The sequence below is a fragment of the Burkholderia cepacia complex sp. TUM26381 genome (assembly GCF_057439935.1).
In genome coordinates, this window is sequence record NZ_CM172006.1 from 413,281 (window position 1) to 439,781 (window position 26,501).

A 26,501-nucleotide genomic window follows, 5' to 3' on the forward strand; every position below is an offset into this window, starting at 1 on the left:
GGAGAGAACGACATGAAGAAACTGCTTTCGACACTCGCGCTGATCGGGGCGACCGCGTGTGCGCTGCTGGTGGCGCCGGCCGTGCGGGCGGAAGGTAATTTTCCGCTCGACCGGGCGCCCGATAACACGGAAAATCTCGTTTCGCTTCAGCACGGCGCGCAATTGTTTGTAAACTATTGCCTGAACTGCCACAGCGCGAACCTGATGCGCTACAACCGTCTGACGGATCTGGGCATATCCCAGAAGGAGATCGAATCGAATCTCCTGTTCACGACCGACAAGGTCGGGAACACGATGTCCGTCGCGATGCGGCCCGAAGACGCGAAGAACTGGCTCGGCACCTCGCCGCCCGACCTGTCGGTCGAAGAGCGCGCGCGCGGCCGCGACTGGCTGTATACGTATCTGCGGAGTTTCTACCGCGACGATACACGGCCGACCGGCTGGAACAACGCGGTGTTCGAGAACGTCGGCATGCCCCATGTGTTGTGGCAGCTGCAGGGGCAGCGCATTGCCAAATTCGAAGACAAGACGGACGAGGAGACGGGCGAGAAGGTCCACACGCTCGTCGGCTTCCAGCAGGTCACGCCGGGGACGCTCTCGTCGCCCGACTATGATGCTGCGGTTGCCGACCTGGTGGCCTATATGACATGGATGTCCGAGCCGGCCCAGCAGACCCGCAAACGCCTCGGCGTGTGGGTGCTGATCTTTCTCGGTGTCCTGACTTTCCTGGCCTGGCGGCTCAATGCCGCGTACTGGAAAGATATCAAGTAAACACGCCTGACCGGCGTGGGGCCGGCGCAAGGCGGAACCCGTGAAAGGGGCTCCGCCGCGTGCCGGCCCTCGGCTTTTTTGAGGAAATGCAAATATGATGGTTCTGTATTCCGGCACAACTTGCCCGTTCTCCCAGCGTTGCCGGCTGGTGCTGTTCGAGAAGGGCATGGACTTCGAAATCCGCGACGTCGACCTGTTCAACAAGCCGGAAGACATTTCGGTGATGAACCCGTACGGTCAAGTGCCGATCCTGGTCGAGCGCGACCTGATCCTGTACGAATCGAACATCATCAACGAGTACATCGACGAGCGCTTCCCGCATCCGCAGCTGATGCCGGCTGACCCGGTGCAACGCGCACGTGCGCGCCTGTTCCTGCTCAACTTCGAGAAGGAGCTGTTCGTCCACGTCAGCACGCTCGAAAACGAGAAGGGCAAGGCAGCAGAGAAGAATCACGAGAAGGCACGCCTTGCGATCCGCGATCGCCTGACGCAGCTCGCGCCGATCTTCGTGAAGAACAAGTACATGCTCGGCGAAGAGTTCTCGATGCTCGACGTCGCGATCGCACCGCTGCTGTGGCGCCTGGATCACTACGGCATCGAGCTGTCGAAGAACGCCGCGCCGCTGATGAAGTACGCCGAACGGATCTTCAGCCGTCCGGCCTACATCGAAGCACTGACGCCGTCCGAAAAGGTCATGCGTCGTTGATGATGCAATGAAGGCAAGACGGAGCGGGTGGCGCGGCGTGCCGCGCGCCCGCTCCGGGTTCGAGGATTGTGATGCAAGAGATTTCAACGAAGCCTTATCTGCTGCGTGCGTTGTACGAGTGGTGCACCGATAACGGTTACACGCCGCACATCGCGGTGAGAGTCGACAACTCGACGCGCGTGCCGCGTCAGTTCGTGCGTGACGGCGAGATCGTGCTCAACATCAGCTTCGAGGCGACGAGCCAGTTGCAGATGGGCAACGAGTGGATCGAGTTCACGGCCCGGTTCTCCGGGAAGGCGCACAAGATCGAGATTCCGGTGGCCAACGTGCTCGCGATCTATGCGCGCGAGAACGGGCAGGGCATGGCGTTCCAGGTCGATGCGGTCGCGGGCGAAGGTGCGGATTCGGGTGCGTTCGACGAAGAAACGCCAACCGAAGACGTGCAGCGTGACGAGCCTGCGTCGCCGTTGACGCCGGTCGCCGACAGCGGCGCGAACGAGGAACCGTCCGAAGGTGCCGACGAACCGCCGAAAACTGACGGCGACGGCTCGAAAGGCGGCAGCAGACCTCGCCTCAAGATCGTGAAATGAGGTAGAATCTCGCGCTTACGCCGGCTTAGCTCATCTGGTAGAGCAGTTGATTTGTAATCATCAGGTGGCGGGTTCGAGTCCTGCAGCCGGCACCATATCCAGCAAGGGGTTACGCGATGTTTGCGTAGCCCCTTCGCGTTTTCAATACCCCTTGGCATTTCCAATCAACATTAGCCAACAGGCTTGTCAGAGTTGCGTGTCATGTGCGTAGCGTGTCTTCAAGCAAAGGACAGCTATGTTGCAAAGGGCGTCGCCTTGCCATTAATTCTTCGTCGGTCGTCGGACGGGCAAGACGCTCCGAGTGGACATACTAGGATCCAAGATCAACAGGCCGGATAGAACAAAAGCCGTTGTGACGACCCTCTACGGGTAATACATGACGCAGCGTCGAGAAGATCACGATCTGATTCCTCATGAAGTTGTCAGCGCAACGGTCGACGGGGCGACGCCGCTGCGCGCGTGGCGCGAATATCTCGGGCTGACGCAGACCGAAGTCGCGACGCGGCTCGGCATCAGTAAGTCCGCCTATGCTCAACAGGAGAGCAGCGAGAAACTGCGCAAGTCGACGCGCGAGAAGATCGCCGCAGCGCTTGGCATCACGGGCACGCAGTTCGACGTCTGACGAGCTGTTGCCGCAGCAGAAGACCGCCTGACACTTCGGTGCCGGGCGGCTTTTTTTCGCCTGTACTAGTGAACGACGTCGGCGAGTTCCGACGCCCTCAGATCGGCCGGCAACCGGCTCGCGAGGGCAGGTTCATCAGCACACAGCATGCCCGTGGCGGGGCTGCTCACGCGTGGTAGGGGCGGCCCCAGGAGGAGGATCGATCCTGGAAAAGTCTGGCTTGGATCCAGCGCGGGCAGTTGTAGCCCCGCCCCATCTGGCCGCAAAAACGAGTGGTTTTTATGCACGCATGCACCGGCCACTCAGGGCCGACCAGCACGGGCCGCGCGGAACTCGACGGGCCGATTTCGTTAAGCAGTTTTACGCGCTTTGGTTATGCGGTCTATCCACCAAAGTGCTTGATGGAGTTTTCCAGACCCGATGCGAGCGAGATTGCCGTGTTCATTTCTGAATCGTAGTCCTGCTGGGAGATGGTTCCGGATGCCAACAGTTGAACGAGCGATGCCATCAGATTTTTGATGTCCGATAGCCGAATCTCGAGCGCATTGAGCGCGGACTCGATCGCTTGGCGATGCGCAACGGCGCCCGGACTGTTCAGGTCGAGAACATGACTAGCGAATGTTCCGGTAGGAGAGTGCGCGTAAACCTGTCCGGCCGTGTATCGCAAGTGCGAAAACATCACGTGATCACACGGATTCGGAATGAACTCCCCGTTGCGTTGCTGAGACCGGGTCGGCCAGAAAGCTCCCTTATTCGTATTGCATGTTGCGCAGGCGTAATAAAGGTTTTTGTAGTCACACCCTAGGCCCGGAAACTGCGATTTCGGCCGATAGTGCTCGACCGCATAAGTATGTTTGAGGCCAAGATCCGGCGTACGGCAATACACACACTTGTTGCCGAATTCCAATCGAAGGGCGTCCTTGTACGTCTGGTACCGTTTGTACGGCCCCGGCGTCAGGGTCCGACTGTGTTTGACCTTCGGGTAGCTAAATGGAGTCACGCAAGACCGAGCCGCCGCTTCATGGCTTCGATTTCCGCAGATGCGCCCTCGATTGTGTCAGCCGCCACTTTGAGGGCGTTCACTGACTCCGCGGTGACCCGAGGAGCAAGTCGACGTAGCCTGGCAGTGAGCAGTTGCAATCTTGCCTCGTCTTCGTACGAGGTCTCATTTTCAAACTTCGCCACGAGTAGCCGCAAACGGCGGTCTCGAACCGTTTCAACTTCCGTAGAGGCGTTTTCGAGATGTTGTTCGGTAAAGGAATCGGTGCTGGGAGGAGCTTGCAACTCGCTTGACGTCAACGACGTAGCTTGGCGCCGCACTGATCTGGTAACAGCCTCAGAAACTACGAACGGAGTCAGATCAGTGTACGTAGTACGCGGACTAGCCGACGGTATCGGCGTAGTAACGGTCAGATTCATAGCGCGCGATACATTGAGCGGTGTCTGATCACTCGCCGATTGCAAAGAAGTCATGTCTGAGTCCCCGAATCCGTTTGTAAGTATTCGCGTGCCTTGTCACCAAGCGCCCAACTGAACAACGAGAATTCCAGTTCGTGAAGCTTACGAACAGTATCCATCGCTTCGGATACATCCACATCTTCTCGATATAGGTCAAAGTCGAGAATGTAGCTTCGGCTGGCCTGATTTCTTGCTTCGACACCGATTCCGTGCTGGAACAGAAATCCGCCCAGATACGTTTGTCCCCGTGTCTGCTGCCAGTGTTCGCTGACATCTCCGAATACGTTATCGGCTAGAGGGCGCGACAACGAATCGTTCAACCATCCGCCAATCTCATCGATCTTGCACGGGAGCCTGTTGATGTAGCGTAGCCCAACGCGAGTAAAAAAGTCACTATCGATTGTCCGCTCTGCAGCGTCGACGACAATTTTTAGCTGCTGCTCAAACTCGTCGAAGGACGTATAGCGTGACGTCTCGAGCGTGATCGCGGACGGTCGCAGCACGGCTACCCATCGACCTTGCTTGGATCGAAACTGGTGAGCGTTTACCTGGACTACCGAGCTGGGACCGACGTTCACATTGTTGAGAACGTCATGGAGGGGGAAGCTTTGCTTTATTGCCTTCCAGAACATTGCCGGCGGTTTGCGATCCTCGATCTCGAAGATGGTGGGAAAGCGCAATTCGCAGACGGCTTGTCCGATCAGGTTGCGTGGATAGTGCGTTTTGGCAGCAGGCGGGACGTTCAGCACCCGCCTTCCGCTTGGCACGTTCTGCAGATCGTCGATTTCTTCCACTGAGGGATCCTCGTTCATCGGCAACTGCAAGTTCAATCGTCGCGCAATTCTGCCACGTATCTATGATGCGCGAAATCTGCATCTGGGGCTGCACGGCTCGAATGTGTCGACAATTTATAGGGCTCGATTCAAGGGTGACTGGATGTCGCGTCCATTTCGTCGATGGCGAATGGCTATCAAAATTGATAATTGATTGTCGTGATCTATGGAAGATCCAGTCAGGAACGGCAGCGTGTAGTTGGCGGGGTATCGAATGAGCCGGCGTAGATCGGTAGCCACTACGGCTCTGCCGATGACGCGCCCATGCATAATCGCTGCCCCTAAATTTCATCTGAAGAATGCCGATATGCACTGTATCTATGTTAGATGGGGGCATGGTGATATGAGTAGAGGCAACGGTGATGACGGATTGTTCTGGCTGGTCGCGATTGCCGTCTTGGGCGTCGGAGCTTGGGTTTATGTTCAGGTAAAGGCGTTCGCAACATGGGCTGGCTTGGACATGGATTCGACATGGTCTTTGCTCTTGAGAGGCGCGGTGCTGATTATCTTGTTGGGTGTAGCCTGGTGGGGCGGCTGGCTTCGCAAGGCGTCACCTTATGTGCCTTGCGCGTTGGTGGTCTGTCTGAAACCTGCTCTGGACTACTGGTCCGTTAACGTGGTTGACGGCATGGCGATGAGCGAACCTGCTTGGTACGGGCAGACGTGGATTCAGGTGATGGCATTTGTGGGGCTGGCGGCCGTAGGATTCCTTGTTTCGAGGCAGTTCGACTCGTAACCCCCTCTATGAAAAATGGGTTGTGGCAGGCTGCAATCGGACAGATCCTTCGCCGCAGTACCAGACCGTTCGGCGTTTCCAATTCGGCACCGTGGCTTGCCAGATAAGCCTCTGGGAACCGTGAATGTGGCAGTTTCGGAAACGTAAAAATCACATACGTGATTGATATATAAGGAAATTACGGAGGCTTTGTAATCATCAGGTGGCGGGTTCGAGTCCTGCAGCCGGCACCACGTTGAACGAAGGGCCGGGAGATTGATTCTCCCGGCCCTTCGTCTTTTCTGCGCGCGCTTTTCGGTCGAGCGGATTGTTGCCGTGCCGCACGCCAACCCCGATCACATCTGCCTGAACAACCCCGCATACGCACGACTGACCGGCAGCATCTCCCGCTGCCCGTGCACGCGAATCCGCAGCCTGCCCAGCAAGTCACGCTCGACGCGATCGATCGCTGCGTACGCAACGATCACGCCGCGATGCACCTGCGCGAACCGCTCCGGATCGAGCCGCTGCATCAGTTCCTTCAACGGCGTGCGAATCACGAGCCGCTCGCTGGCCGTGACGATTTCCGTGTATTTCTCCGATGCCTGGAAGTACAGCACGTCGTCGACCGACACGAGCCGCGTCGCGTCCTTCACGCCGACGGTCAGCCAGCGGATCGGCGCGGCATCTCGCGCTTGCGCTGCCAGCGCCAGCGCATCCGCATGCGCGACGGCCGGCCCGCCGCGCTGAAGCTTCGCGATGCAGCGCAGCAGCCGCTCGTCCGTCACCGGTTTCAGCAGGTAGTCGACTGCCGCGCGATCGAACGCATCGACCGCATATTCGTCGTAGGCCGTGACGAACACGACATGCACGTCCGGCGCGAGCGCAGCGAGCTTCAGCCCGTCGATGCCGGGCATCCGGATGTCGAGAAACGCGATGTCCGGGCGCGGCGGCGCGTTCAGTGCGGCCAGCGTTTCGACGCCATTGCGCGGCATCGCGACGATCTCCAGTTCGGGCCAGACCTGCCGCAACCGCTGCGCGAGCGAGGCGGACAGGTTCGGTTCGTCGTCGGCGATGAGGGCGGTCGGCATGTCAGTCGATCGGAATCAGCAAGGTGGCGGTGACGCCATGCGCGGCATTGGCGTTCGTTTCGACGGCGACGCGGCCGCGCTCGCCGTGCAGTGCGCGGATGCGCGCGGCGACGTTGGCGAGCCCGACGCCGCCGTGCAGGCTCGAGCCGCCCTTGCCGAGGCCGACGCCCGTGTCGATCACGTTCAATTCGAGCCTGTCGCCGCGCATCCTGCCGCGAATGACGATCACGCCGCCGTCGATCGACGGCTCGATCCCGTGCAGCAGCGCATTCTCGACGAGCGGTTGCAACAGCAGCGGCGAGAACGGCAGCGCGTGCAACTCCGGCGGCACGTCGATCGTATAGGACAGCCGCTCGCCGAGCCGGATCGACGCGATTTTCAGCAACGCGTCGACGAGGTCGAGTTCCTCGCCGAGCGTCGACGTCGCATCGCGCGTGCGCCGCAGGCTGGCGCGCAGATAGCGGTTCAGGCTGTCGAGCATCGTCGATGCACGGGCCGGATCGCGCTCGATCAGGCTTTGCACGTTCGCGAGCGTATTGAACAGGAAGTGCGGCTCGATCTGCGCCTGCAGCAGCGCAAGGCGTGCGGCCGTTTCGGCCTGGCGTGCTTCGGCGGCTTCGCGTCGCTCGGTTTCGAGCGTCGCGCGCATGCGCATCGACTGCAGGAACAGCGACACGCAGACGAACAGCACGGCCGACACGAGGAACGACGGACCGTAGTTGTCCCAGGTTCCGATGCGGGTGTGCCCGAACACGTGCGGCACGTTCCCGTTGACGATGAGCGCTGCGATCTCGAAGCCGGCGAACACGCTGACCGGTGCAATCACGACGGCCTTCAGCACGAGCCCCGGCTTGCGCGGCAGCAGCCGGTCGGCGGCGCGGCTGAGCAGCAGCGCGCAGAAACCGATCGTATTGGCGACGACGACGTAGGGCAGCAGCGGTTCGCCGACATGGATGACCCAGAAGCCCAGGCCGACGACCGAGTTGAAGCAGGCGAACGCGAGCAGCGCGACCGGATCGCGCAGCAGCCGCGGCGCGGCGCCGGCAGGCGGCGGGATCGGCGAAGGGTCGGAGGTGGCTCGCATGGTGTCGGATGAGTATGGGCGCGCGATACGCATGGCGTGACCTTAGCGCCCGATCGGCCGGCGGCACGCGCGTTGCGACGAACGGCGCGCGGCTTCGACGAAGCGCTTTGGCGGACGACGGACGGCCGGCTTCCGTCACGAGTGTAGTGGAACGGGGGGCGGAAGGACACCGGGCGGCGCCGGCTTCGCGTCGTGCCGGATGCGGCGCACGGCCATCGCCGCGATGTGCCACTCGTCCGCGAATTCCGGCCGCTCGTCGCAAGCCGTGCCGTATGGCGCAACCGCGCAGTACGGTGTCGCCGTGTCCACTCCGATCAGGCGACCTCGACCATGTCCGCGCTCCTTCACCTGAAGTCTTACGTGTACGTGATGTTCTGCGTGCTGCTCTATATCGGCATCAAGCGCTGTTTCCCGCGCGAGGTGCCGGCCGCGCGGCCGTTGATCTCGCCGGTCGCGTTCGGGATGCTCGGCATCGTCAGCCTGAACGGGCTTTTCCCGCATGCCGGCATCGACGCGAACGCGATTGCGCTCGCGGCCGTCCTGGGCGGCGCGTCGCTGGGCTGGCTGCACGCGAGCCGGTGGCGGCTCGCGTACCGTGCGGTACCGTCCGGCCTGCGCGTGCGCCTGCCGGGCGACGCGAGCCTGCTCGTCACGCTGATGCTGACCTTCGTCGCCGAAACCTGCATGCATTACGCGGTCGCCGCGCGCGCGCCGTGGGCGGCCACGAGCGGCTTCGTGATGCTGTCGTTCGCGGTATGGGGCGTGCTCGTCGGGATGACGCTCGGGCGTGCGGTGAACGTGGTCGTGCGCTGCATGCGTCACGCGAGCGGATCGGGGGACGGCGGTTTCCCGTATTCGGTCGACCCGCGATGACGCAGGCGAGCGCGATGCAGTCCGGCGTCGATCGGAGCCACATAGGATGACAACGGCGTATCGCGCACGTCGGTTTGCCCCTGTTTTGCTGTCACGGCCGCGTCACGAGGCGCCCCTAAGGTTGCACGTTCCCATCGCGGCGGCATCGCAGGATCGGGGCCGCGCGCAACCTGCTTTCGACGACGTGCCCGCGTCGCGGGCAAGGCAACCGGGATCTCGCTCCCGGCGGCGCAGCGGTCATGCATCGCGCCATTTCATTCGAAAACACGATCGACGCCGGTTCGAACCGGATCGCGGACGATCAGGAGACAGGGACCATGCTGAGCCCGCATGAATTCTCGATGCTGTTGCGCATTGCGCGTGCGCCGGACAGTGTCGATCAATCGAATCCGGCTTTCGCCGTGCTGGTGGAGAAGCGGCTGGTCGACGCGTCGCAGTCGCGCATGAATGCGGTGGCCGCGCGCCCGGCGCTGACGCCGATCGGCGAGATGCTGCTGGCGCGCTTCGACGAAGCGGCCTGAGGCGGCGCGTCACGCCTTCGTCGACACGAAGGGCGTGACGCGTCGTAACGGCAGACCGGGTCGCTTACTGCGCGACCGGCACCGTCACGTCGCTGCCGAACCAGTGCATCGAGATTTTCTTCAACGAGCCGTCCTTGCGCAGCGAATCGAGCGCATCGTTGATCGCCTTCTCGAACTTCGGGTTGCCCTTGCGGAACGGGATCGCCATTTCCTGCTTGCCGCCGTTCAGCACCGCACCGGCGCGCAGCGGCAGGTTCGACGTCTTGATCATGTACGGCAGCATCAGGCGGTCGTCGAGCGTCGCCTCGATCCGGCCCGCGGCGAGGTCGCGCAGCTTCTCCGGCGCGCCCGGATACGTCTGCACCTCGATGCCCGGCACGGTGCGCGCCATCTGGTCGTAGTTGGTGCCGAGCGTCACGCCGAGCTTCTTGCCCTTGAAGTCGTCGAGCGACTTGAAGTTGCGCGTGTCGTCCTTGCGCTGGATCAGCTGCGCGGCCGAGTACGTGTACGGCTCGCTGAAGTCGAGCGCTTCCTTGCGCTGCGGCGTGATCGTGACCTGGTTGACGATCACGTCGAACTTGCCGGCCTGCAAGCCGGCGATGATGCCGCTCCATTCGGTCGGGATGAACTGCGTCTTCACGCCGAGCTTGCCGGCGACCGCATTCGCGACGTCGACGTCGAAACCCTCGAGCTGGCCGGACGTGCCGCGCGAGTTGAACGGCGGATACGTGCCTTCGAGGCCGACGCGCAGCACGCCGGCTTTTTTCACGGAATCGAGCAGGTCGTCCGCGTGCGCGGCGACGGCCGTGAAGCCGAGGGCCGACGCGAGCAGCAGGCCCGACAGCAGGAACTTCGAACGTTTCATCGCAGATCTCCAGTGTTCAGTGTCGTCGTGATGAGCGCCGGGTATCGGTCGAACCCCGGGGGTGGCCGGAATACGGGCACGTAGACACTACTCGCAACCGCGCTGCGCCGAAAGTCGAATTGGCCCTGATTGCAATCGATTTCACCGGAAACCGGTGACGTGCCGGCGCATGCGGAATAATCTGATGAAAGCCGTCTACCGGACGGCGTCGAAGCCGTCAGGCCAGGAGCAGACCGCCATGGATTTCAGGTTTTTCGCCGACGTCGCGACCTACGCGTTCGAGGACGGCGTGCACGTCGTCGGTCTCGCGGATCGCGATCCGCCGGCGAACTACGTGATCCTGCAGCGTGGAACCGAAGACGACGAACAGGGCGAGGCGCTCGGCCTCGACACGTACTACATGGAAGTGTGCGAGAACGGTGTCGCGGGCTATGGCGGTGTCGAATCCGTATCGCTGCGCGGCGAAATGCTGAATATCGAACTGGCGCCGGATGCGGGATGGGCGCAAGGGCTGAGGCTGGTCACGATCGTGGTGCGCGCGACCGGCGACCTGGAGCGCGTGAAGCAGGGGCTGGCGGCGGTTTTCGCGGGGACTCCGGCGAGGCTGCGCATCGACTGACGTGTGCCGGGAGGCGGGCGGGCGAGGAATTGGCATAATCACGGCCTGCCGCGGAAGTCGCGCGGCCGATGCAACGCAATCAATCCGGATACCACCGCAATACCCATGTCGCTCGATTCCACGACCGCAGTGCCGCTGCACCATATTCTCGAACGCCCCGGCGATTTCTCCGGGTGGCTTTACCTGCCGCCGATGCCGTGGACGCTCGATACGGAGGGCGCATTCTCCGACGACACCGACGGCGACGCAGACGCCGCGGTACCCGCCATCGCCCGGCAACCCGGCTGGCGGGTCACGCTGGACGGCGCGACGATCGAGGACATCGTGATCAACGCGCATGACCAGATCGACGAGCCGAGCATGGCCCAGCTGTTCGATGCGTTCGTGTTCTACATCGAAAACGACGCATTCATTCTGTTCTGACGCGATGCCGGCCGCTCGCCGGCGGCATGCCATGTTCAATCGAGAGGGGGCGATGCACGACGTGAATCTGACACCGCTCGCCGAAGCGTTGCGCGATCGCGATTTCGACGAGATCCACGTCTATGCCGGCCATTCCGACGATGGGCCGGTCCACGAGGCGCTTCCGGCTTGCGAGGTCGAGCCGGGCGTTTACGCGCTGCTGGCGTCGCCGGGCCTGACGCTGAATCTCGCACGGGGTGACGTCATTCGCATCGACGACCCCGATCGCCCGGCGACCGTGCTCCGGCGCGGCGGAAACTACTGTATCCAGATCTACGGCGACGTGATTCCGGCCCATGAAATCGACCGGCTCGAACGTGAGGTCGGGAGCGCGCTGGGCGGAGCGCTCGATGGCCGCCACGGCGGTTCGCTGGCGCTATCCGTGCCGGCGAGGGTGGGCGGCGAGCGGATTCGTGCCGTGTTCGACGGCTTTACCGCACGCACCGGGATCGCGTGGTACTACGCGAACATCTACCGGAATTTCGAAGATCCGGACGATGAAACGCTGCTCGACTGGTGGCGCGAATGCGAACCACGAAAGTGATCGAGGAAACCACCGTCGGCACCCGTTCGCACGTGACCGAAGCGCCATGTGACGACACCGCGCAAGTGATCGCGGCCGTCAAAAGACTGAATGGCATCGATCGCTCGACACTCGTTTTCGATGCGAGCGACGCAACGGTCATGACGATCGGCGGCGGCAACGACGGCCGGTATGTCGTCTTCATCGCATCGGAGATCGATGCCGTCCTGCTGAACCTGGCAACGCCGGAAGCGCCGGCCGACGAAACGATCGAACTCGTCACGGGTGGCCAGCGAGGCGGCTATCCGGCGCAGCAGTGCGTCGATCGCGCGACTGCGACGCAGGCTGCCGTCTATTTCGTGTCGACCGGCGGAGCCGATCCACGGCTATGCTGGCAAACCGGTTGACTCGCCGCATGACAGGAAGGGAAATGAACATGGCAGACGATCCCGCGACGCTGCGTGCGCAACAGGAAGCCATTTGCGCGCGATATGGCCTGCATGCCGTCGAGCCTGAAGACCGGGTCGCTGTCGCGATATCGACGCTCGGGCGCATGCCTGTCTACGGCACGCGCATCTCGCTGTCCGAGGGCGAGAACGTCAGCTGGTTCTTCCATTGCGGCGAATACGCCGACGCCGTCGATTTTTATCAACCGCTGCATGCCGCGCATCTGTCGACTTACCTGCCGTTGGTTCTGCCGTATCTGCGGTTGCCGGCCGGTACGCGTTTCATCATCGACGATGCGGGTTATGAAGACGTCTGGATCGAGTGACGTATTGAAACGCGCGCCAATAAAAAAGGACCGCCCGGCGGTCCTTTTTCCATGAAGCAGCGTTAGAACGACGCGCGCTTCTTACGGCAGCGAAATCGTCAGATTGGCCGATTCCGGCCCGACCTTGATGACCTGCGAATAAGGGGCAAGCGCCTGCAGCGTCTTGTCCTTCAGGTACGTGTTGAGCCCGAGAAAACCGAGCAGCGCAACCAGCGCGAACACGGTCCCGATCGCCCAGACCGGCACCTCGCGCTTCAACCGGTGCGCGATCTGATCCGGCAGCGGCCAGTGGGGCGCGAACGGCGCGCGCTTGCCCTTCATGTGCGCGATCTCGTCGCCGAGCCGGGCCGTCAGATACGCGAGCTTCTCCGGCCCTTCGAGCAGATACTTGCCCTGGAACCCGAGCAGCAGGCACATGTGAAACACCTCGAGCGACTGCAGCCGCGCCGCGCCTTGCGCACGCCCCTCCTCGAGATACTGGTAGAACTTCTCGCCCGCGAGCTGCTCGCCGAACAGCACGAGCTGCAGCGGCCGGCGTTCCCATTCGGTCCGGATCTTGAACTGCGACGACAGCACCATTTCGTCGATGGCCGCGCAAAACGCGAACTTCGCGCTGTAGACATCCTCGGCGGCGATATTCAGCTTCTTCGCGCCGCGTTCGAAATCCGACAGGAATTCCTGGATCCGCGTGCTGAATTCGCTGGCGCTGTCCGGCTCCCGCCCGTTCTTGAGCAGGAACAGCATGAAGAAACCGTCGTACAGCAGGTCGAGCAGCGAGCGGGCCTGGAACGCGGAGTCCGTCGACGCCGGGGTATGCAGGGGGGGCGGCGCGTTGTCGCCGAACAGGGAAGGCGCGTAGCTCATGATGTGACCGCGATCAGTTCGAACTTCAGGTCATTGATGCCAGTCGGCGCGTAGATCATCGCGGACTGGGCCTGCAGCATGCGCTCGTACAGCGGGCTGCGCGAATCGAGCGCGAAGTAGCACGCGCCGGGCCGCACGGGAATCGCGGGCGGTACCTGCGGCGTGTACGACAGCCGCACGCCGGGCATGGCCGACAGCACGAGCTTGTCGACGTCGTCGGGCGCGCCGACCTTGAAGCGGGCCGGCACCGCATCGACGAGCTCGACGCTCGGCATGTCTGCCGACACGGCCAGGTAGAACTCGGTCTTGTCGTCGATCTTGCCGGAATCGAGGCGGCCGAGGTGGAACGACGGACGCACCTCGTCGAGCGTGATCGCGAAGTAGCGCGTCGAGATCACGGTGTCGAGCAGTTCGCGCAGCATCAGGTCGAGACGCGCAAAGCTCGGGCCCGGATCGTCGTGGCGGTACACGGGCAGGTCGGCGAGCGCATAACCCTTCGAGAAGGTCATCAACTGGCCGGCAAGGCGCAGCAGTTCCTGGAACAGCCGCTCCGGATGCAGCGCGGCGTGCTGGTGCAGGTGCGCGAGCGTCGCGAACGCGGCATTCGCGGTGTGCAGCAGCCAGAACGACGCGATGTCGCCCGAGCGGAACTCGATGATGTTCTTCGACGGCTCGCGGTGGAAGCCGTACAGCGCGTTCACCTTCGCCTGCAGTGCGTCGATCAGCTGGCGCAGCCGCTGGTGCAGGATCGGCGATGCGTCGATCGCGAGGCACGGCGGCACGAAGCTGTCGTCGATCTCGAAACCGGACGTCGCGGTGCGGCGCACGCGCACGAGCGGTACCGACAGCAACTGGTCGCGCGGTTCGCTGTGCGCGATCAGCTTGACCTGCGTCTTCAGGAACGTGATGTCGGCTTCGGCGGCGTCGGTGAAGTTGTCGGCGACGCTCGTCTGCTCGCTGGCGAAACGCGTCATGAAGCCGGCGGCCGGATCGTCGCTGTAGTTGGTGCCGTTCTCGCGCAGCGGGTGCAGCGCGAGATAGAACACGAATTCGTTGATGCCCTCGGGCAACGTGTCCAGCGCGATCGGCGGCGGCAGGTCGTCGGCCTGCGGCGCGGCATACAGTGCGCCGTCCGGGAACACGAGCGCGAGTTCGGCGACCCGCAGCACGTTGCTGCCGAGCGCGTCGCGGTCGATGCGCACCGAGCGCACGCCCCAGTTGTACGGCTGGATCGCCTGGATGGACTCGAACAGGCGCGCCTCGTGGTACGCGTCCTGCCGCTGAAAGTGTTGAGGCCGGAGGAACAGCCCTTCCCCCCACAGCACCTTGGCCGAATAACTCATGTCAAATCCGGTTAATGTCGCGTTGCGATGTAATCGATTTGTTCGTGCCCGAATTAAATCGCCAATTGTTAACTCTTGTTAATTGACATTCGTGCGTCATGTTTAACCGCAGGACACCGAAGAAAGCAAATTCAGCGGTTGCGAAGGCGCGCCCTGTTGCGGTGCGATGACCGTGCCGTCGGTGACCGTCATCGCGCAATTATGCAGGCCGATGATTATGCCGGATTTCTCCGACTTCACCGGATCGAACGTCAGTTTCCATCGTTGCAGTGCGGGATCGCGGAACAGCGCGACGATCCCGAATGCCTGCGCTTCGCGCGAAACCTTCTCGGTTGCGGTATAGCGCTGGCCGGGAATCAGCGTGATTTCACGCACATTCAGCAGGTCGGCGCCGAGTGCGGCCTTTTCTTTGGCCGGATCGGTAAAAGCGTCGAACGGCGCCTGCTGGAACGAGGTCGGGTCTTTCAGCGCATAGAGCCGGACAACGAGCGCGAGCGGCTTGTTGTCGGTCGCGGCATTCAGGTTCGGCGCGGCGGCCAGCGTGAGCCCGAGATTGCGCGGCGGCTTCTGCGCGTCCGGCAACTCGGGCTTGCCGATGCCGGCCGCGGACATCACGGCGCTCGCGGCCGAGCCGAGCAGCGGAGCGGCCGCGCATCCGGCCAGAAGGGCGCACGCAACCAGCGGCAGCGCGTAGCGAATCATGGACGATCTCATCGTGTTTCCGGCGTGCCGCCTTTATCCCTGTCAAAACTGCCGGGTATTCCGCGTTCGCTGCGTATCCCCGACTTTGCACTGTTCAACTATTAAGCACGCCTCCTTCGTGGCAGGCGTCCGGAAATTTTTTCCGCCGTCCGGGCGGGGCGTCGTGCGATCAGTAAAACTTGCGCATTCCAGCCGTGAGAAAAACCGCTGCGAGCCTGTAGCGAGAGGCCATTCGAGGGGGTAGCGCACGGATTTAAAAGGAATTACTCTTCACACGACGATTGAATTATGAAAAATTGATCGGTACTATACCCGCGCGCTTCTAGCAAAGCAAAAGAACCAGATTCTCAACGATTTAAAACTCACGCGCCGGTGGATATAACGATGAAAGACCGTCTCTTCGCAAAACTGTCTGGGGTAGTGGTGGCTTGCGGCGTGATCGCCGGCTGTGCGAGCCAGCCTCCCGCGCCGCCGACTGCGGAAGTCTTCAACAAGTCGCTGGCCGATGCAGACGCAGTCGCGAAGGCGGGTGACCAGGACAAGGCCCTCGGCCTGTATCAGCAACTCGCGAAGTCGGATCCGACGCGCGAGGAACCGTGGTCGCGCATCGCGCAAATCCAGTTCGCACAGAACCACTACGGCCAGGCGATCGTGGCCGCCCAGGAAGCGCTGCAGCGCGACGCGACCGATCGTCAGGCGAAGAGCGTGCTGGCCGTTGCCGGCCTGCGGATCGCGACGCAGTCGCTTGGCGAACTGCGCCAGGATTCGTCGCTCGCGGGCGACGCGAAGTCCGATGCACAGGCGCTCGCGAAGCAGTTGCGCGACACGCTGGGCGAATCGGCGCTGTTCCCGCCGGAAACGAAGGTGCAGCCGAAGAAGTACACCCGCCGTCCGGTGCATCGTCCGAAGGTCGCGGCAGGGGCCGCGGCAGCCGAGGCGGCCGCAACCACCACGCCGACGCCGCCCGCGGCGCAAAAGGGCGGCGCTGATCCGTTCGGGGCACTGCGCAACTGACCGCACCTGACCCGCAACTGACGCGATAACCACAACTAACCTGGGAGCCGTCGAGATGGCCAAGAAAGAAAGCATTCAGAAAAGCTTGCAGAAAATACGGCCGCCGCGCGTCCAGCTGACCTACGAGGTCGAGAAGGGCGATGCGATCGAGGTGAAGGAACTGCCGTTCGTCGTCGGGGTCGTTGGCGACCTGGCGGGCCAGTCCGAAATCGAGCAGCCGAAGCTGCGCGACCGCAAGTTCGTCAACATCGACCGCGACAACTTCGACGACGTGATGAAGGCGATCGAGCCGCGTGCCGCGTTCCAGGTGGAAAACCGCCTGAGCCCGGAAGGCGGCAAGTTCGCCGTCGACCTGAAGTTCCGCTCGCTGTCGGATTTCAGCCCGGACGAAGTCGTCGAACAGGTCGAGCCGCTGCGCCGCCTGCTCGAGGCGCGCTCGAAGCTCGCCGACCTGCGCAACAAGCTCGCCGGCAACGACAAGCTCGAGGATCTGCTGTCCGAGGTGCTGAAGAACACGCAGCAGCTGCAGGAGCTCGCGAAGGGCACGGGCAGCGACAAAGACGGCGAATGACGACGGAGTATTGAGATGAACCAGCAAACGGCTGCGGCCCAAGCGAGCGGCGCGGAATACGCCGCCGGGACCTCGCTGCTCGACGACATCGTCGAGAAGAGCAAGGTCGCGAAATCCGATTCCGAGCATGCGCGTGCGAAGGACCTGATCGGCGAACTCGTGCACCAGGTGCTCGACGGCACGGTGATCGTGTCGGACAACCTGTCGGCCACGATCGATGCGCGCGTCGCGGAACTCGACCGCCTGATCTCCACGCAGCTTTCCGCCGTGATGCACGCGCCGGAATTCCAGCGCCTCGAGAGCACGTGGCGCGGGATGGACTATCTGGTCAAGGAAAGCAATACGGGCCAGACGATCAAGATCAAGGCGCTGCACGCACCGAAGCGCGACCTCGTGCGCGATTTCAAGGGCGCGAGCGAGTTCGACCAGAGCGCGCTGTTCAAGAAGGTCTATGAAGAAGAATTCGGCACGTTCGGCGGCTCGCCGTTCGGTGCGCTGATCGGCGATTACGAGATCTCGCGCCAGCCGGAAGACATGTACTTCATCGAGCAGATGTCGCACGTCGCGGCGGCCGCGCATGCGCCGTTCATCGCATCGGCGTCGCCGGAGCTGCTCGGCCTCGAGTCGTTCTCCGACCTCGGCAAGCCGCGCGACCTCGGCAAGGTGTTCGATACCGTCGAATATGCGAAGTGGAAGTCGTTCCGCGACGCCGAAGATTCGCGCTACGTCGGCCTGACGCTGCCGCGCTTCCTCGGCCGCCTGCCGTTCAATCCGAAGGACGGCCAGACCGCGGAGAACTTCAATTTCGTCGAGGACGTCGACGGCACCGACCACGACAAGTACCTGTGGTGCAACGCGTCGTGGGCATTCGCGGCACGCCTGACGGCCGCGTTCGACGACTTCGGCTGGTGCGCGGCGATCCGCGGCGTCGAAGGCGGCGGCCTGGTCGAAGACCTGCCGACCCACACGTTCAAGACCGACGACGGTGAAGTCGCGCTGAAGTGCCCGACCGAAATCGCGATCACCGATCGCCGCGAGAAGGAGCTGAGCGACCTCGGCTTCATCCCGCTCGTCCATTGCAAGAATTCAGATTACGCCGCGTTCTTCGCTGCGCAGTCGGTGCAGAAACCGAAAAAATACAGCACCGACAGCGCGAATGCGAACGCCGTCCTGTCCGCCCAGCTTCAGTACATCTTCTCGGTATCGCGCGTGGCGCACTACCTGAAGGCGATGATGCGGGACAAGATCGGCAGCTTCGCATCGGCGCAGAACGTGGAGACTTTCCTCAACCGGTGGATTTCGCAATACGTCCTGCTCGACGACAACGCCTCGCAGGAACAGAAAGCGCAATTCCCGCTGCGTGAGGCATCCATACAAGTGTCGGAGATTCCGGGCAAGCCGGGCTCGTATCGTTCGGTCGCGTTCCTGCGTCCGCACTTTCAGCTCGACGAACTCTCGATTTCTCTGCGACTTGTCGCTGATCTGCCCAAACCGGCAAATTCATAAGCGAGTAAATCGCCCGGGCGGGCCGCCTGGGTAGGACGTTAAAACCACCTCTTTGGGGAGTCGAAGGGCCATGTTACATATGCACTTGCAGTTTGGTAGTCCGGCGGTGAAGGGCGAATCCGCGGACAAAGACCATCAGGGCTGGATCGAACTGAAATCGTGGGATCACTCGATCGTTCAGCCGCGTTCGGCAACCGCATCGACCGCTGGCGGTCACACGATGACGCGTTGCGAACACGGCGACATGATCTTCACGAAGGAAATCGATTCGTCGAGCCCGCTGCTGTACCAGCACGCTTCGGGCGGTACCACGTTCGATGAAGTGACGGTCCATTTCTCGCGCGCAGACGGTGAAGGCAAGCGCGTGCAGTATCTGGAAGTCAAGCTCAAGTACGTGATCATCTCGAGCATCGCCCCGAGCGTTCGCGAGGAAGGTCTGCCGCTCGAGACGTTCTCGCTGAAGTACGCAGCCGTGCAGTGGAAGCAAACCCAGCAGAAGATCGGCGGCAACCAGGGCGGTAACACGCAAGGCGCCTGGAGCCTGACGAAGAACGACAAGACCTACGCGGTCTAAGGTCGGTTGCGGCAACGGGGCGCGTTGCGTCCCGTTGCCGTTTTCGCTGTGCACACCGGCCGATGAAACGATTCGAACCCAGTTTTCTCGACAAGCTGTTCGACGACGAACCGCACCTGCCGGCCTCGGCAGCGATGCGGCAATTGTCGCTGGACGAGCTCAAGAACACGGTCGCCCGCGATGTCGAGGCGATCCTCAACACCCGTATCGCGCACACCGAGAACGAACTGGCGACGCTGCCCGAATGCCAGAAATCGGTGCTGACCTACGGGCTGAACGATTTCGCAGGGCTGAGCCTCGCGAGTCACTACGACCGCGCGTTCATCTGCAAGTCGATCCAGCAGGCCATCGCGCGCCACGAGCCGCGCCTGCAGCAGGTGCAGGTGACGTTCGAGCTGAACGAGCAGGCCACCAACGCGCTCTATTTCGCGATCCAGGCGCTGCTCGTCGTGCACCCGGCCGAGGAGCCGGTGAGTTTCGACGCGATGCTGCAGCCGTCGACGCTGCAGTATTCGGTCACGCGCGCACGCGCCGCGAGAATGCAGTAAATCAAGCCGCCGAGCGGGCCGGACCGCCCGGTGGTAGATCAGGTCCGGCAGGAAATATTGAGGTTCGGGGTCGTCGATGGAAGAATTGCTGCCGTATTACGAGCGCGAATTATCGTTTTTGCGGCGCTATTCGCGAGATTTCGCCGAACGCTATCCGAAAATCGCGGCACGGCTCGCGCTGTCGGGCGAGCATTGCGAGGATCCGCACGTCGAGCGGATGATCGAGTCGTTCGCGCTGCTCGGCGCGCGCATCAACAAGAAGCTCGACGACGACTATCCCGAATTCACGGAAGCGCTGCTGGAAGTGCTGTATCCGCACTACCTGCGGCCGTTCCCGTCGTGCTCGATCGCGCAGTTCACGCCGGCGTCGCCCGGCCAGCAGACCGAACCGGTCGTGATCGACCGCGGCACCGAGCTGAAGAGCCGCCCGATCCGCGGCGTGCAGTGCCGGTTCCGCACCGCCTACGACGTGACGCTCGCGCCGATCCGCATCTCGGAAGCCCGCTACACGCCGGTCGCGCTCGCGCCGAGCGCGACGGTGCTGCCGTCGAACGCGACGGGCGTGATCTCGATCACGTTCGAATCGCTGGCCGCGCAGCTCGATCTCGGCGCGCTGAAGCTGTCGACGCTGCGCGCGCACCTGCATGGCGAGCAGTCGTTCGTCGCCGCGCTGACCGATTGCCTGTTCGTCAACGTGCTCGGCGCGTATGTCGAGCCCGAGCGCAACGGCCGCTGGACCGCGCTGCGCAAGCTGCCGATCGCGCAGGCCGGCTTCAGCGAGGACGACGCGCTGATCGACTATCCGGCGAAATCGCATCCCGCATACCGCCTGCTCACCGAATATTTCGCGTTCCCCGACAAGTTCGATTTCGTCGATTTCGACCTCGCGGCGATCGCGCGCGCGTCGGGCCGCTGCCAGCGTGCGACGCTGCATCTCGTGCTGCAGGACGTGCGCAACGATTCGCACGTCGCGCGCCTGCTCGAGCTGCTGACGGCGAGCCATTTCCGGCTGTTCTGCACGCCGATCGTCAACCTGTTCCGCCAGCACGGCGAGCCGATTCGCATCACGCACCGTGCGGTGTCCTACCCGGTGATCGCCGAGGCGCGCCGCGCGTTCGCGTACGAGGTGTACTCGATCGACTCGGTGAAGCTCGTCCGGCAGCAGGCGCATGAGGAATCGGTGATCGAGTTCCGGCCGTTCTATTCGCTGCATCACGGCGAAGCGGCGCGGATCGGCCACTACTGGTTCGCGCGGCGCAACGACTGGGTCGCGCAGAAGAGCCCCGGCTACGAAACCGAGATCTCGATCGTCGACATCGATTTCGAGCCGACGTCGCCGCAAACCGACACGCTGAGCCTCGACCTCACCTGTACGAACCGCGACCTGCCGGCGATGCTGGCATTCGGCCTCGAAGGCGGCGACCTGTTCCAGGAGGGCGGGGCGCAGACGAGCGGCATTTCGCTGCTGCGCCGCCCGACGCAGAGCGTGCGCTTCGAGCGCGGCCGCGCCGCGCACTGGCGGCTCGTGTCGCATCTCGCGCTCAACCACGTGTCGCTCGTCGCGCATGGCCTCGCACCGCTGAAGGAAATGCTGACGCTGTATGACCTGCGCCGCACGGCCGTGTCGATGCGCCAGATCGACGGCCTCGCCGGCGTCGAGCAGCGCGGCGCCGTGCAATGGCTACCCGGCAAGCCGTTCGCGACCTTCGTGCGCGGCATCGAGATCCGGCTGACGATCGACGAGGAGCATTTCGTCGGCGCGAGCCTCGCATCATTCGTGCGCGTGCTCGACAGCTTCTTCGGGCTGTACGTCCACCTCAACAGTTTCGTTCAACTAGTCGTCGTGTCGAAGCGCACCGGCGAGGAGATCATCCGATGCAAGCCCCGGACCGGCGAATCGATCCTGGCGTAGTCGACGCGCTGCTCGACGAGCCGCACCGCTTCGAGTTCTTCCAGGCGGTGCGCGTGCTCGAAGGGCTATTCGCGCGGCAGGCGTCGGATGCGCCCGGCGCGTGGCGGCAGGGCGACGTCGTCGCGCAGCGCATCGAATTCCGCAACACGCTGTCGCTCGGCTTTCCGCCGAGCGAGATCGAGGGCGCGCGTTCGTTCGACGATGACGGCACGCTGCTCGATTCGGGCGAGCAGCGCGGCGCCGCGCTCGCGGCCGGCGAACTCGGCCACGTCGAGCTGACGCCCGCGTTCTTCGGGCTGCTCGGCGGGCAGGGCGCGCTGCCGCTGCACTACACCGAGCAGATCGTCGCGCGCGAGCACCTGCGGCGCGACCACGCGGCTCGCGCGTTCTTCGACGTGTTCTCGAACCGCGCGACCGCGCTGTTCTATGCGGCGTGGAAGAAATACCGGCTGCCGTTCCATTACGAGCTCGACCGCGACGAGCGCTACCTGCCGCTGCTGCTCGCGATCGCGGGCGTGCCGAGCGACGAAGTGCGCGACAGCCTCGCGGCGGGCGTGGGCGGCGTGCTTGACGAAGCCGTGGCCGGCTATGCGCTGGCCGCGCGGCACCGGCCGATGTCGGCCGCATACCTGCAACGCACGCTGTCCGATTACTTCCGCGTACCGGTGAAGATCGACCAGTTCGTCGGCAAGTGGTACGACGTGCCGCCCGATCAGTTGAGCGTGCTCGGCGAAGTCAACGCGGTGCTCGGCGCAACGGCGCTCGTCGGCGAGCGCGTGTGGCAGCGCGACATGCGCGCGCGGCTCGTCGTCGGCCCGCTGTCCAAGCGCGACTACGAGGCATTCCTGCCCGGCGGCGCGCAGGCCGTCGCGCTCGAGCGGATGCTGACGCTGCTAGCCGGCGTGACGCTCGAGTACGAGGTGAAGCTCGTGCTGAAGCGCACCGAGGTCGGCGCGAGCGTGCTCGGCGCAGGCTCGCGGCTCGGCTGGGACGCGTTCCTCTGCACGCGCGACACGGTCGAGGATCGCTCGGACGCCCGCTACGAGCTGCACGTGATTCACTGATTCCGAACGACAACAAACACGCAATCGAACCTGAGATCGACGCCATGAGCACGCCTCTGAAGACCCTGATCACGAAACTGAACCCGCTGTGCCGCCACGCGACCGAGCGTGCGGCGAGCGCGTGCCTGGCGCGCGGCCATTACGAGGTCGATCTGGAGCACCTGTTCCTCGCGTTGCTCGAGGAAGCGACGGGCGACCTGCCGCTCGCATTGCGCGCGAGCCGCGTCGATCCGCACGCGCTGCGCGCCGATCTGGAGCGCGAACTCACGCGCCTGAAGACGGGCAACACGCGCACGCCGGTGTTCTCCGTGCATCTGATCGCGCTGTTCGAACAGGCGTGGCTGATCGCTTCGCTCGACTCGCAGCTCGGCCGAATTCGCTCCGGCCACCTGCTGCTCGCGCTGCTGACCGCGCCCGATCTCGCGCAGTTCGCGCAACGGATGTCGTCGCAGTTCGCGGAAATGAACGTGACGGACCTGAAGCACAAGTTCGACGAAATCATGGCCGGCTCGAGCGAAGCCGAGCCGCGTCAGGCGGACGACGAGGGCAGCGACGTCGCGCCGGCCGCCGATGGCATGGCACCGGCCGCCGGCCCGTCGAAGACGCCTGCGCTCGACACGTACACGACCAATCTCACGCAGCGCGCGCGCGACGGCAAGATCGATCCGGTGATCGGCCGCGAAGCCGAGATCCGCCAGGCGATCGACATCCTGATGCGCCGCCGCCAGAACAACCCGATCATGACCGGCGAGGCCGGCGTCGGCAAAACGGCGGTCGTCGAAGGGCTCGCGCTGCGGATCGCGGCCGACGACGTGCCGCCCCCGCTGCGCGGCGTCGCGCTGCATGTACTCGACATGGGGCTGCTGCAGGCCGGCGCGAGCGTGAAGGGCGAGTTCGAGAACCGCCTGAAGAGCGTGATCGACGAGGTGAAGAAGAGCGCGCATCCGATCATCCTGTTCATCGACGAGGCGCACACGATCATCGGCGCGGGCGGCCAGGCCGGCCAGAACGACGCGGCGAACCTGCTGAAGCCGGCGCTCGCACGCGGCGAGCTGCGCACGATCGCTGCGACGACGTGGAGCGAATACAAGAAGTATTTCGAGAAGGATGCGGCGCTCGCGCGCCGCTTCCAGGTCGTGAAGGTCGAGGAGCCGAGCGAGCCGCTCGCGGCCGCGATGCTGCGCGGGATGTCGGGCCTGATGGAGAAGCACTTCAACGTGCGGATCCTCGATGATGCGATCACCGAGGCCGTGCGCCTGTCGCACCGCTACATCAGCGGCCGCCAGCTGCCGGACAAGGCGATCAGCGTGCTCGACACCGCGTGCGCGAAAGTCGCGCTCGCGCACAGCGCGACGCCGGCGGCGATCGACGACACGAAGAAGCGCATCGAGCGGATCGACGCGGAAATCGCATCGCTGGAGCGCGAGGCGGCGGGCGGCGCGCCGCACGACGAGCGGCTCGGCGAATTGCGCGGCGCGCGCGATACGGCCCTTGAACAACTCGCGAAGGACGAAGCGCGCTACGAGGCGGAGCGCGTGATCGTCGCCGAGATCGCCGGACTGCGCGACACGCTCGACAAGGCGCGCGGCCCGTCGGAAGACGGCCAGCCGGTCGACGTGCAGGCGACCCGCGACACGCTCGCGGAGCGCGTCGCAGCGCTGCATGCGCTGCAGGGCGGCGAGCCGATGGTGCCGCTGCAGGTCGACGGCCACGTCGTCGCCGAGATCGTCGCCGCGTGGACGGGCATTCCGCTCGGCCGGATGGTGAAGGACGAGATCGACACCGTGCTGAACCTGCAGCCGCTGCTCACCGCGCGCGTGATCGGCCAGGACCATGCGCTCGACGCGATCGCGCAGCGCGTGCGCACGGCCACCGCGAACCTCGAGGATCCGAACAAGCCGCGCGGCGTGTTCATGTTCGTGGGGCCGTCGGGTGTCGGCAAGACCGAGACGGCGCTGGCGCTGGCCGACGTCCTGTACGGCGGCGAGCGCAAGATGGTCACGATCAACATGAGCGAGTATCAGGAAGCGCACAGCGTGTCGGGCCTGAAGGGCTCGCCGCCGGGCTATGTCGGCTATGGCGAGGGCGGCGTGCTGACCGAGGCCGTGCGCCGCAATCCGTATTCCGTCGTGCTGCTCGACGAGGTCGAGAAGGCGCACCCGGACGTGCTCGAGATGTTCTTCCAGGTGTTCGACAAGGGCGCGATGGACGATGCGGAAGGGCGCGAGATCGACTTCCGCAATACGCTGATCATCCTGACGTCGAACGTCGGATCGGCGGCGGTGATGCAGGCCTGCCTGAACAAGCCGGCCGAGGAGCTGCCCGACCCGGACGCACTCGCCGAGACGCTGCGACCGCAGCTGTACAAGACCTTCAAGCCCGCGTTCCTCGGCCGGATGAAGGTCGTGCCGTACTATCCGATTTCCGACGACGTGCTGGTCGAGATCATCGAGCTGAAGCTCGAACGCATCCGCCGCCGGATCGAGGCGAACCACAAGGCCGCGTTCGAATGGGACGAGTCGCTCGTCGAGGCGGTGCTCGCGCGCTGCACCGAGGTCGACTCGGGGGCCCGCAACGTCGACCATATCCTGAACGGCACGCTGCTGCCGGAGATCGCGGGCCACGTGCTCGGCCGGATCGCCGACGGCGCGGCCATCGCGCGCATCGCGGTGCGCGCGGACGAGGCCGGCGAATTCACGTACACCGTCGAATGAGCGCGGCCGCGCAACGCCCAAGCATTGATGAACTGACCGAACCATGCCGATCAATCTCCCCGAGCTGCTGACGCCGATCAGCGATGCGTCGCCCAGCGGCGGCGACCTGCTGTTTTCGAACGAATTCGACGCGATCCAGGACGCGCGGCGCTACGACGACCCGACGCTCGACCAGGGCGAATGGGTGACCGAGATCAAGGAGGCCGACTGGGGCTTCGTCGTCGACCATGCGGGTGAGTTGCTGCGCACGCGCACGAAGGACCTGCGGCTCGCCGTGTGGCTGACCGAGGCGCTCGCGCTGGAGGACGGCATCACCGGTCTCACCGAAGGCTATGCGCTGCTCGAGGGCCTGTGCCGGGAGTTCTGGGACACCGTCCACCCGCTGCCCGAAGACGACGACACCGAGCACCGGCTCGGCAACGTCGCGTGGCTGTCCGGCCGCACGGCCGAGCTGCTGCGCGCGGTGCCGATGACGGACGGCGCGTCGAACGCGTTCAGCACGCTCGACTGGGAAGTGGCGCAGCACGTCGCGCAGTCGATCAAGCGCGACCCCGAACACGCGGACGACATCGCGCGCGGCAAGCCGTCGATCGAGCAGATCGACGCGTCGCGGCGCGTGACGCCGATCGCGTTCTACACGGCGCTGCTGGCGAACCTGAAAGCGTTCGAATTCGCGCTCGATGCGTTCGAGGAGCGACTCGTCGAGCGCGCGGGCGATTCGGCGCCGAGCTTCCGGCAGGCGCGCGACGCGTTCGAGACCGTCTACCGGCTCGCCGAGCGCTTTGCGCGCGAGCAGGGCTATACGGGCAGCGCGCCCCACACGCAGGCAGCGCAGCAGGCGCAACCCGAGCGTATCGAGCCGGTATTCGGCCATCCGGTCCAGACCGAGGAGACTCACGTGCAGCAGCAGACCGCTTCGCGTCCGCCGGTGACGCAGATGATCGCCGGCATCCAGAACCGTGCGCAGGCCGTCGACCAGCTGCGGGCGGTGGCGCGCTATTTCCGCCAGACCGAGCCGCACAGCCCGGTCGCGTATCTCGCCGACAAGGCGGCCGAATGGGCCGACATGCCGCTGCACAAGTGGCTCGAGAGCGTCGTGAAGGACGACGGCTCGCTGTCGCATATTCGCGAGCTGCTGGGCGTGCGCCCCGACGAGCAGTCGTAAACGCACGACGGGCGGCGCA

At 63.9% G+C, this 26,501-nt stretch carries 29 protein-coding genes and 1 tRNA gene; 22 read left to right on the plus strand and 8 right to left on the minus strand.

What is annotated here, in order from left to right; genetic code table 11:
* Positions 1–12: 12 nt before the first annotated feature.
* The 5 genes from ACWMMN_RS02005 to ACWMMN_RS02025 all read left to right on the plus strand — a co-directional run bounded on the left by ACWMMN_RS02005 (position 13) and on the right by ACWMMN_RS02025 (position 2,689).
* Entirely contained in the window at positions 13–771 is a 759-nt protein-coding gene (locus ACWMMN_RS02005) for a cytochrome c1 (RefSeq protein WP_059236487.1), read from the plus strand.
* 94 nt (positions 772–865) lie between these two features.
* Positions 866–1,477, plus strand: coding sequence for a glutathione S-transferase N-terminal domain-containing protein (locus ACWMMN_RS02010; protein WP_006400565.1), 612 nt, complete (start codon positions 866–868; stop codon positions 1,475–1,477).
* A gap of 71 nt (positions 1,478–1,548) precedes the next feature.
* On the plus strand, positions 1,549–2,067 hold the full coding sequence (locus ACWMMN_RS02015) for a ClpXP protease specificity-enhancing factor (RefSeq protein ID WP_059236485.1): 519 nt from the start codon (positions 1,549–1,551) through the stop codon (positions 2,065–2,067).
* Between the two features lie 19 nt (positions 2,068–2,086).
* A tRNA-Thr gene (locus tag ACWMMN_RS02020) sits at positions 2,087–2,162 on the plus strand.
* A 281-nt stretch (positions 2,163–2,443) separates the two neighbouring features.
* Positions 2,444–2,689: a helix-turn-helix domain-containing protein gene (locus ACWMMN_RS02025; RefSeq protein ID WP_486422931.1), complete on the plus strand. Its 246-nt coding sequence runs from the start codon at positions 2,444–2,446 to the stop codon at positions 2,687–2,689.
* Positions 2,690–3,071: 382 nt separating this feature from the next.
* Here ACWMMN_RS02025 and ACWMMN_RS02030 read toward each other — a convergent pair whose 3' ends face one another.
* Both ACWMMN_RS02030 and ACWMMN_RS02035 read right to left on the minus strand, forming a co-directional pair.
* Positions 3,072–3,596, minus strand: a complete 525-nt coding sequence (locus tag ACWMMN_RS02030) for an HNH endonuclease (protein ID WP_486422932.1) — start codon at positions 3,594–3,596, stop codon at positions 3,072–3,074.
* A 562-nt stretch (positions 3,597–4,158) separates the two neighbouring features.
* On the minus strand, positions 4,159–4,959 hold the full coding sequence (locus tag ACWMMN_RS02035; protein WP_486422933.1) for a TIGR04255 family protein: 801 nt from the start codon (positions 4,957–4,959) through the stop codon (positions 4,159–4,161).
* 391 nt (positions 4,960–5,350) lie between these two features.
* Here ACWMMN_RS02035 and ACWMMN_RS02040 point away from each other — a divergent pair, with 391 nt between their 5' ends.
* Positions 5,351–5,716 (plus strand): hypothetical protein, encoded by a 366-nt coding sequence (locus tag ACWMMN_RS02040; protein WP_486422934.1) that lies wholly within the window; start codon positions 5,351–5,353, stop codon positions 5,714–5,716.
* A gap of 335 nt (positions 5,717–6,051) precedes the next feature.
* Here ACWMMN_RS02040 and ACWMMN_RS02045 read toward each other — a convergent pair whose 3' ends face one another.
* On the minus strand, positions 6,052–6,786 hold the full coding sequence (locus ACWMMN_RS02045) for a LytR/AlgR family response regulator transcription factor (protein ID WP_059236481.1): 735 nt from the start codon (positions 6,784–6,786) through the stop codon (positions 6,052–6,054).
* A 1-nt stretch (position 6,787) separates the two neighbouring features.
* Entirely contained in the window at positions 6,788–7,870 is a 1,083-nt protein-coding gene (locus ACWMMN_RS02050) for a sensor histidine kinase (protein WP_486422935.1), read from the minus strand.
* A 330-nt stretch (positions 7,871–8,200) separates the two neighbouring features.
* Here ACWMMN_RS02050 and ACWMMN_RS02055 point away from each other — a divergent pair, with 330 nt between their 5' ends.
* Both ACWMMN_RS02055 and ACWMMN_RS02060 read left to right on the plus strand, forming a co-directional pair.
* The gene (locus ACWMMN_RS02055; protein WP_059236934.1) at positions 8,201–8,743 is read left to right on the plus strand and encodes a hypothetical protein; all 543 of its coding nucleotides are present in this window, start codon (positions 8,201–8,203) and stop codon (positions 8,741–8,743) included.
* A gap of 317 nt (positions 8,744–9,060) precedes the next feature.
* Positions 9,061–9,264 (plus strand): hypothetical protein, encoded by a 204-nt coding sequence (locus ACWMMN_RS02060; protein WP_059236932.1) that lies wholly within the window; start codon positions 9,061–9,063, stop codon positions 9,262–9,264.
* A gap of 64 nt (positions 9,265–9,328) precedes the next feature.
* On the opposite strand, the gene ACWMMN_RS02065 is transcribed toward ACWMMN_RS02060, so the two are convergent.
* Positions 9,329–10,129 (minus strand): transporter substrate-binding domain-containing protein, encoded by an 801-nt coding sequence (locus ACWMMN_RS02065; RefSeq protein ID WP_059236476.1) that lies wholly within the window; start codon positions 10,127–10,129, stop codon positions 9,329–9,331.
* A gap of 238 nt (positions 10,130–10,367) precedes the next feature.
* Between ACWMMN_RS02065 and ACWMMN_RS02070 the strand changes: the two genes are divergently transcribed.
* The 5 genes from ACWMMN_RS02070 to ACWMMN_RS02090 all read left to right on the plus strand — a co-directional run bounded on the left by ACWMMN_RS02070 (position 10,368) and on the right by ACWMMN_RS02090 (position 12,505).
* On the plus strand, positions 10,368–10,748 hold the full coding sequence (locus ACWMMN_RS02070) for an Imm10 family immunity protein (RefSeq protein ID WP_486422936.1): 381 nt from the start codon (positions 10,368–10,370) through the stop codon (positions 10,746–10,748).
* A gap of 105 nt (positions 10,749–10,853) precedes the next feature.
* Positions 10,854–11,171, plus strand: coding sequence for a DUF7716 domain-containing protein (locus tag ACWMMN_RS02075; RefSeq protein ID WP_059236473.1), 318 nt, complete (start codon positions 10,854–10,856; stop codon positions 11,169–11,171).
* A gap of 4 nt (positions 11,172–11,175) precedes the next feature.
* Complete coding sequence (locus ACWMMN_RS02080) at positions 11,176–11,754, plus strand: DUF4265 domain-containing protein (RefSeq protein ID WP_486422937.1); 579 nt, start codon at positions 11,176–11,178, stop codon at positions 11,752–11,754.
* Positions 11,736–12,140: an Imm1 family immunity protein gene (locus ACWMMN_RS02085; RefSeq protein WP_486422938.1), complete on the plus strand. Its 405-nt coding sequence runs from the start codon at positions 11,736–11,738 to the stop codon at positions 12,138–12,140. The genes ACWMMN_RS02080 and ACWMMN_RS02085 overlap by 19 nt, the downstream gene beginning before the upstream one ends.
* Positions 12,122–12,505, plus strand: coding sequence for an immunity protein Imm33 domain-containing protein (locus tag ACWMMN_RS02090; RefSeq protein WP_233464301.1), 384 nt, complete (start codon positions 12,122–12,124; stop codon positions 12,503–12,505). The genes ACWMMN_RS02085 and ACWMMN_RS02090 overlap by 19 nt, the downstream gene beginning before the upstream one ends.
* An 81-nt stretch (positions 12,506–12,586) precedes the next feature.
* Here ACWMMN_RS02090 and icmH read toward each other — a convergent pair whose 3' ends face one another.
* The 3 genes from icmH to tssJ all read right to left on the minus strand — a co-directional run bounded on the left by icmH (position 12,587) and on the right by tssJ (position 15,426).
* Complete coding sequence (gene icmH, locus ACWMMN_RS02095; protein ID WP_059236467.1) at positions 12,587–13,369, minus strand: type IVB secretion system protein IcmH/DotU; 783 nt, start codon at positions 13,367–13,369, stop codon at positions 12,587–12,589.
* Positions 13,366–14,712, minus strand: coding sequence for a type VI secretion system baseplate subunit TssK (tssK, locus tag ACWMMN_RS02100; RefSeq protein ID WP_059236465.1), 1,347 nt, complete (start codon positions 14,710–14,712; stop codon positions 13,366–13,368). Before tssK ends, icmH begins: the two co-directional genes overlap by 4 nt.
* A 102-nt stretch (positions 14,713–14,814) precedes the next feature.
* Positions 14,815–15,426 carry a type VI secretion system lipoprotein TssJ gene (tssJ, locus tag ACWMMN_RS02105; RefSeq protein WP_059236462.1) on the minus strand — a complete coding sequence of 204 codons (612 nt, stop codon included), beginning with the start codon at positions 15,424–15,426 and terminating at the stop codon, positions 14,815–14,817.
* A 372-nt stretch (positions 15,427–15,798) separates the two neighbouring features.
* Here tssJ and ACWMMN_RS02110 point away from each other — a divergent pair, with 372 nt between their 5' ends.
* The 9 genes from ACWMMN_RS02110 to tssA all read left to right on the plus strand — a co-directional run bounded on the left by ACWMMN_RS02110 (position 15,799) and on the right by tssA (position 26,482).
* Positions 15,799–16,428, plus strand: coding sequence for a tetratricopeptide repeat protein (locus tag ACWMMN_RS02110; RefSeq protein WP_059236460.1), 630 nt, complete (start codon positions 15,799–15,801; stop codon positions 16,426–16,428).
* Between the two features lie 55 nt (positions 16,429–16,483).
* Entirely contained in the window at positions 16,484–16,999 is a 516-nt protein-coding gene (gene tssB, locus ACWMMN_RS02115; RefSeq protein ID WP_027783377.1) for a type VI secretion system contractile sheath small subunit, read from the plus strand.
* Positions 17,000–17,014: 15 nt separating this feature from the next.
* On the plus strand, positions 17,015–18,505 hold the full coding sequence (gene tssC, locus ACWMMN_RS02120; RefSeq protein ID WP_059236457.1) for a type VI secretion system contractile sheath large subunit: 1,491 nt from the start codon (positions 17,015–17,017) through the stop codon (positions 18,503–18,505).
* Positions 18,506–18,575: 70 nt separating this feature from the next.
* Positions 18,576–19,079 carry an Hcp family type VI secretion system effector gene (locus tag ACWMMN_RS02125; RefSeq protein ID WP_006477093.1) on the plus strand — a complete coding sequence of 168 codons (504 nt, stop codon included), beginning with the start codon at positions 18,576–18,578 and terminating at the stop codon, positions 19,077–19,079.
* A gap of 62 nt (positions 19,080–19,141) precedes the next feature.
* Positions 19,142–19,627, plus strand: coding sequence for a type VI secretion system baseplate subunit TssE (tssE, locus tag ACWMMN_RS02130; RefSeq protein WP_021161818.1), 486 nt, complete (start codon positions 19,142–19,144; stop codon positions 19,625–19,627).
* A gap of 76 nt (positions 19,628–19,703) precedes the next feature.
* Positions 19,704–21,539 carry a type VI secretion system baseplate subunit TssF gene (tssF, locus tag ACWMMN_RS02135; protein ID WP_059236455.1) on the plus strand — a complete coding sequence of 612 codons (1,836 nt, stop codon included), beginning with the start codon at positions 19,704–19,706 and terminating at the stop codon, positions 21,537–21,539.
* Entirely contained in the window at positions 21,503–22,603 is a 1,101-nt protein-coding gene (gene tssG / locus ACWMMN_RS02140; RefSeq protein ID WP_174993773.1) for a type VI secretion system baseplate subunit TssG, read from the plus strand. The genes tssF and tssG overlap by 37 nt, the downstream gene beginning before the upstream one ends.
* Before the next feature lie 44 nt (positions 22,604–22,647).
* Entirely contained in the window at positions 22,648–25,317 is a 2,670-nt protein-coding gene (gene tssH / locus ACWMMN_RS02145; protein WP_174993774.1) for a type VI secretion system ATPase TssH, read from the plus strand.
* A gap of 43 nt (positions 25,318–25,360) precedes the next feature.
* Positions 25,361–26,482, plus strand: a complete 1,122-nt coding sequence (gene tssA / locus ACWMMN_RS02150) for a type VI secretion system protein TssA (RefSeq protein WP_059236448.1) — start codon at positions 25,361–25,363, stop codon at positions 26,480–26,482.
* The last annotated feature ends 19 nt before the right edge of the window (positions 26,483–26,501 follow it).

What these genes read in the sequence shown, in the direction of transcription:
- ACWMMN_RS02005 (WP_059236487.1), top strand. Translation starts at nt 13, where the DNA reads ATGAAGAAACTGCTTTCGACACTCGCGCTGATCGGGGCGACCGCGTGT.
- ACWMMN_RS02010 (WP_006400565.1), top strand. Translation starts at nt 866, where the DNA reads ATGATGGTTCTGTATTCCGGCACAACTTGCCCGTTCTCCCAGCGTTGC.
- ACWMMN_RS02015 (WP_059236485.1), top strand. Translation starts at nt 1,549, where the DNA reads ATGCAAGAGATTTCAACGAAGCCTTATCTGCTGCGTGCGTTGTACGAG.
- ACWMMN_RS02025 (WP_486422931.1), top strand. Translation starts at nt 2,444, where the DNA reads ATGACGCAGCGTCGAGAAGATCACGATCTGATTCCTCATGAAGTTGTC.
- ACWMMN_RS02035 (WP_486422933.1), bottom strand. Translation starts at nt 4,959, where the DNA reads ATGAACGAGGATCCCTCAGTGGAAGAAATCGACGATCTGCAGAACGTG.
- ACWMMN_RS02045 (WP_059236481.1), bottom strand. Translation starts at nt 6,786, where the DNA reads ATGCCGACCGCCCTCATCGCCGACGACGAACCGAACCTGTCCGCCTCG.
- ACWMMN_RS02050 (WP_486422935.1), bottom strand. Translation starts at nt 7,870, where the DNA reads ATGCGAGCCACCTCCGACCCTTCGCCGATCCCGCCGCCTGCCGGCGCC.
- ACWMMN_RS02055 (WP_059236934.1), top strand. Translation starts at nt 8,201, where the DNA reads ATGTCCGCGCTCCTTCACCTGAAGTCTTACGTGTACGTGATGTTCTGC.
- ACWMMN_RS02060 (WP_059236932.1), top strand. Translation starts at nt 9,061, where the DNA reads ATGCTGAGCCCGCATGAATTCTCGATGCTGTTGCGCATTGCGCGTGCG.
- ACWMMN_RS02065 (WP_059236476.1), bottom strand. Translation starts at nt 10,129, where the DNA reads ATGAAACGTTCGAAGTTCCTGCTGTCGGGCCTGCTGCTCGCGTCGGCC.
- ACWMMN_RS02070 (WP_486422936.1), top strand. Translation starts at nt 10,368, where the DNA reads ATGGATTTCAGGTTTTTCGCCGACGTCGCGACCTACGCGTTCGAGGAC.
- ACWMMN_RS02075 (WP_059236473.1), top strand. Translation starts at nt 10,854, where the DNA reads ATGTCGCTCGATTCCACGACCGCAGTGCCGCTGCACCATATTCTCGAA.
- ACWMMN_RS02080 (WP_486422937.1), top strand. Translation starts at nt 11,176, where the DNA reads ATGCCGGCCGCTCGCCGGCGGCATGCCATGTTCAATCGAGAGGGGGCG.
- ACWMMN_RS02085 (WP_486422938.1), top strand. Translation starts at nt 11,736, where the DNA reads ATGCGAACCACGAAAGTGATCGAGGAAACCACCGTCGGCACCCGTTCG.
- ACWMMN_RS02090 (WP_233464301.1), top strand. Translation starts at nt 12,122, where the DNA reads ATGCTGGCAAACCGGTTGACTCGCCGCATGACAGGAAGGGAAATGAAC.
- icmH (WP_059236467.1), bottom strand. Translation starts at nt 13,369, where the DNA reads ATGAGCTACGCGCCTTCCCTGTTCGGCGACAACGCGCCGCCCCCCCTG.
- tssK (WP_059236465.1), bottom strand. Translation starts at nt 14,712, where the DNA reads ATGAGTTATTCGGCCAAGGTGCTGTGGGGGGAAGGGCTGTTCCTCCGG.
- tssJ (WP_059236462.1), bottom strand. Translation starts at nt 15,426, where the DNA reads ATGAGATCGTCCATGATTCGCTACGCGCTGCCGCTGGTTGCGTGCGCC.
- ACWMMN_RS02110 (WP_059236460.1), top strand. Translation starts at nt 15,799, where the DNA reads ATGAAAGACCGTCTCTTCGCAAAACTGTCTGGGGTAGTGGTGGCTTGC.
- tssB (WP_027783377.1), top strand. Translation starts at nt 16,484, where the DNA reads ATGGCCAAGAAAGAAAGCATTCAGAAAAGCTTGCAGAAAATACGGCCG.
- tssC (WP_059236457.1), top strand. Translation starts at nt 17,015, where the DNA reads ATGAACCAGCAAACGGCTGCGGCCCAAGCGAGCGGCGCGGAATACGCC.
- ACWMMN_RS02125 (WP_006477093.1), top strand. Translation starts at nt 18,576, where the DNA reads ATGTTACATATGCACTTGCAGTTTGGTAGTCCGGCGGTGAAGGGCGAA.
- tssE (WP_021161818.1), top strand. Translation starts at nt 19,142, where the DNA reads ATGAAACGATTCGAACCCAGTTTTCTCGACAAGCTGTTCGACGACGAA.
- tssF (WP_059236455.1), top strand. Translation starts at nt 19,704, where the DNA reads ATGGAAGAATTGCTGCCGTATTACGAGCGCGAATTATCGTTTTTGCGG.
- tssG (WP_174993773.1), top strand. Translation starts at nt 21,503, where the DNA reads ATGCAAGCCCCGGACCGGCGAATCGATCCTGGCGTAGTCGACGCGCTG.
- tssH (WP_174993774.1), top strand. Translation starts at nt 22,648, where the DNA reads ATGAGCACGCCTCTGAAGACCCTGATCACGAAACTGAACCCGCTGTGC.
- tssA (WP_059236448.1), top strand. Translation starts at nt 25,361, where the DNA reads ATGCCGATCAATCTCCCCGAGCTGCTGACGCCGATCAGCGATGCGTCG.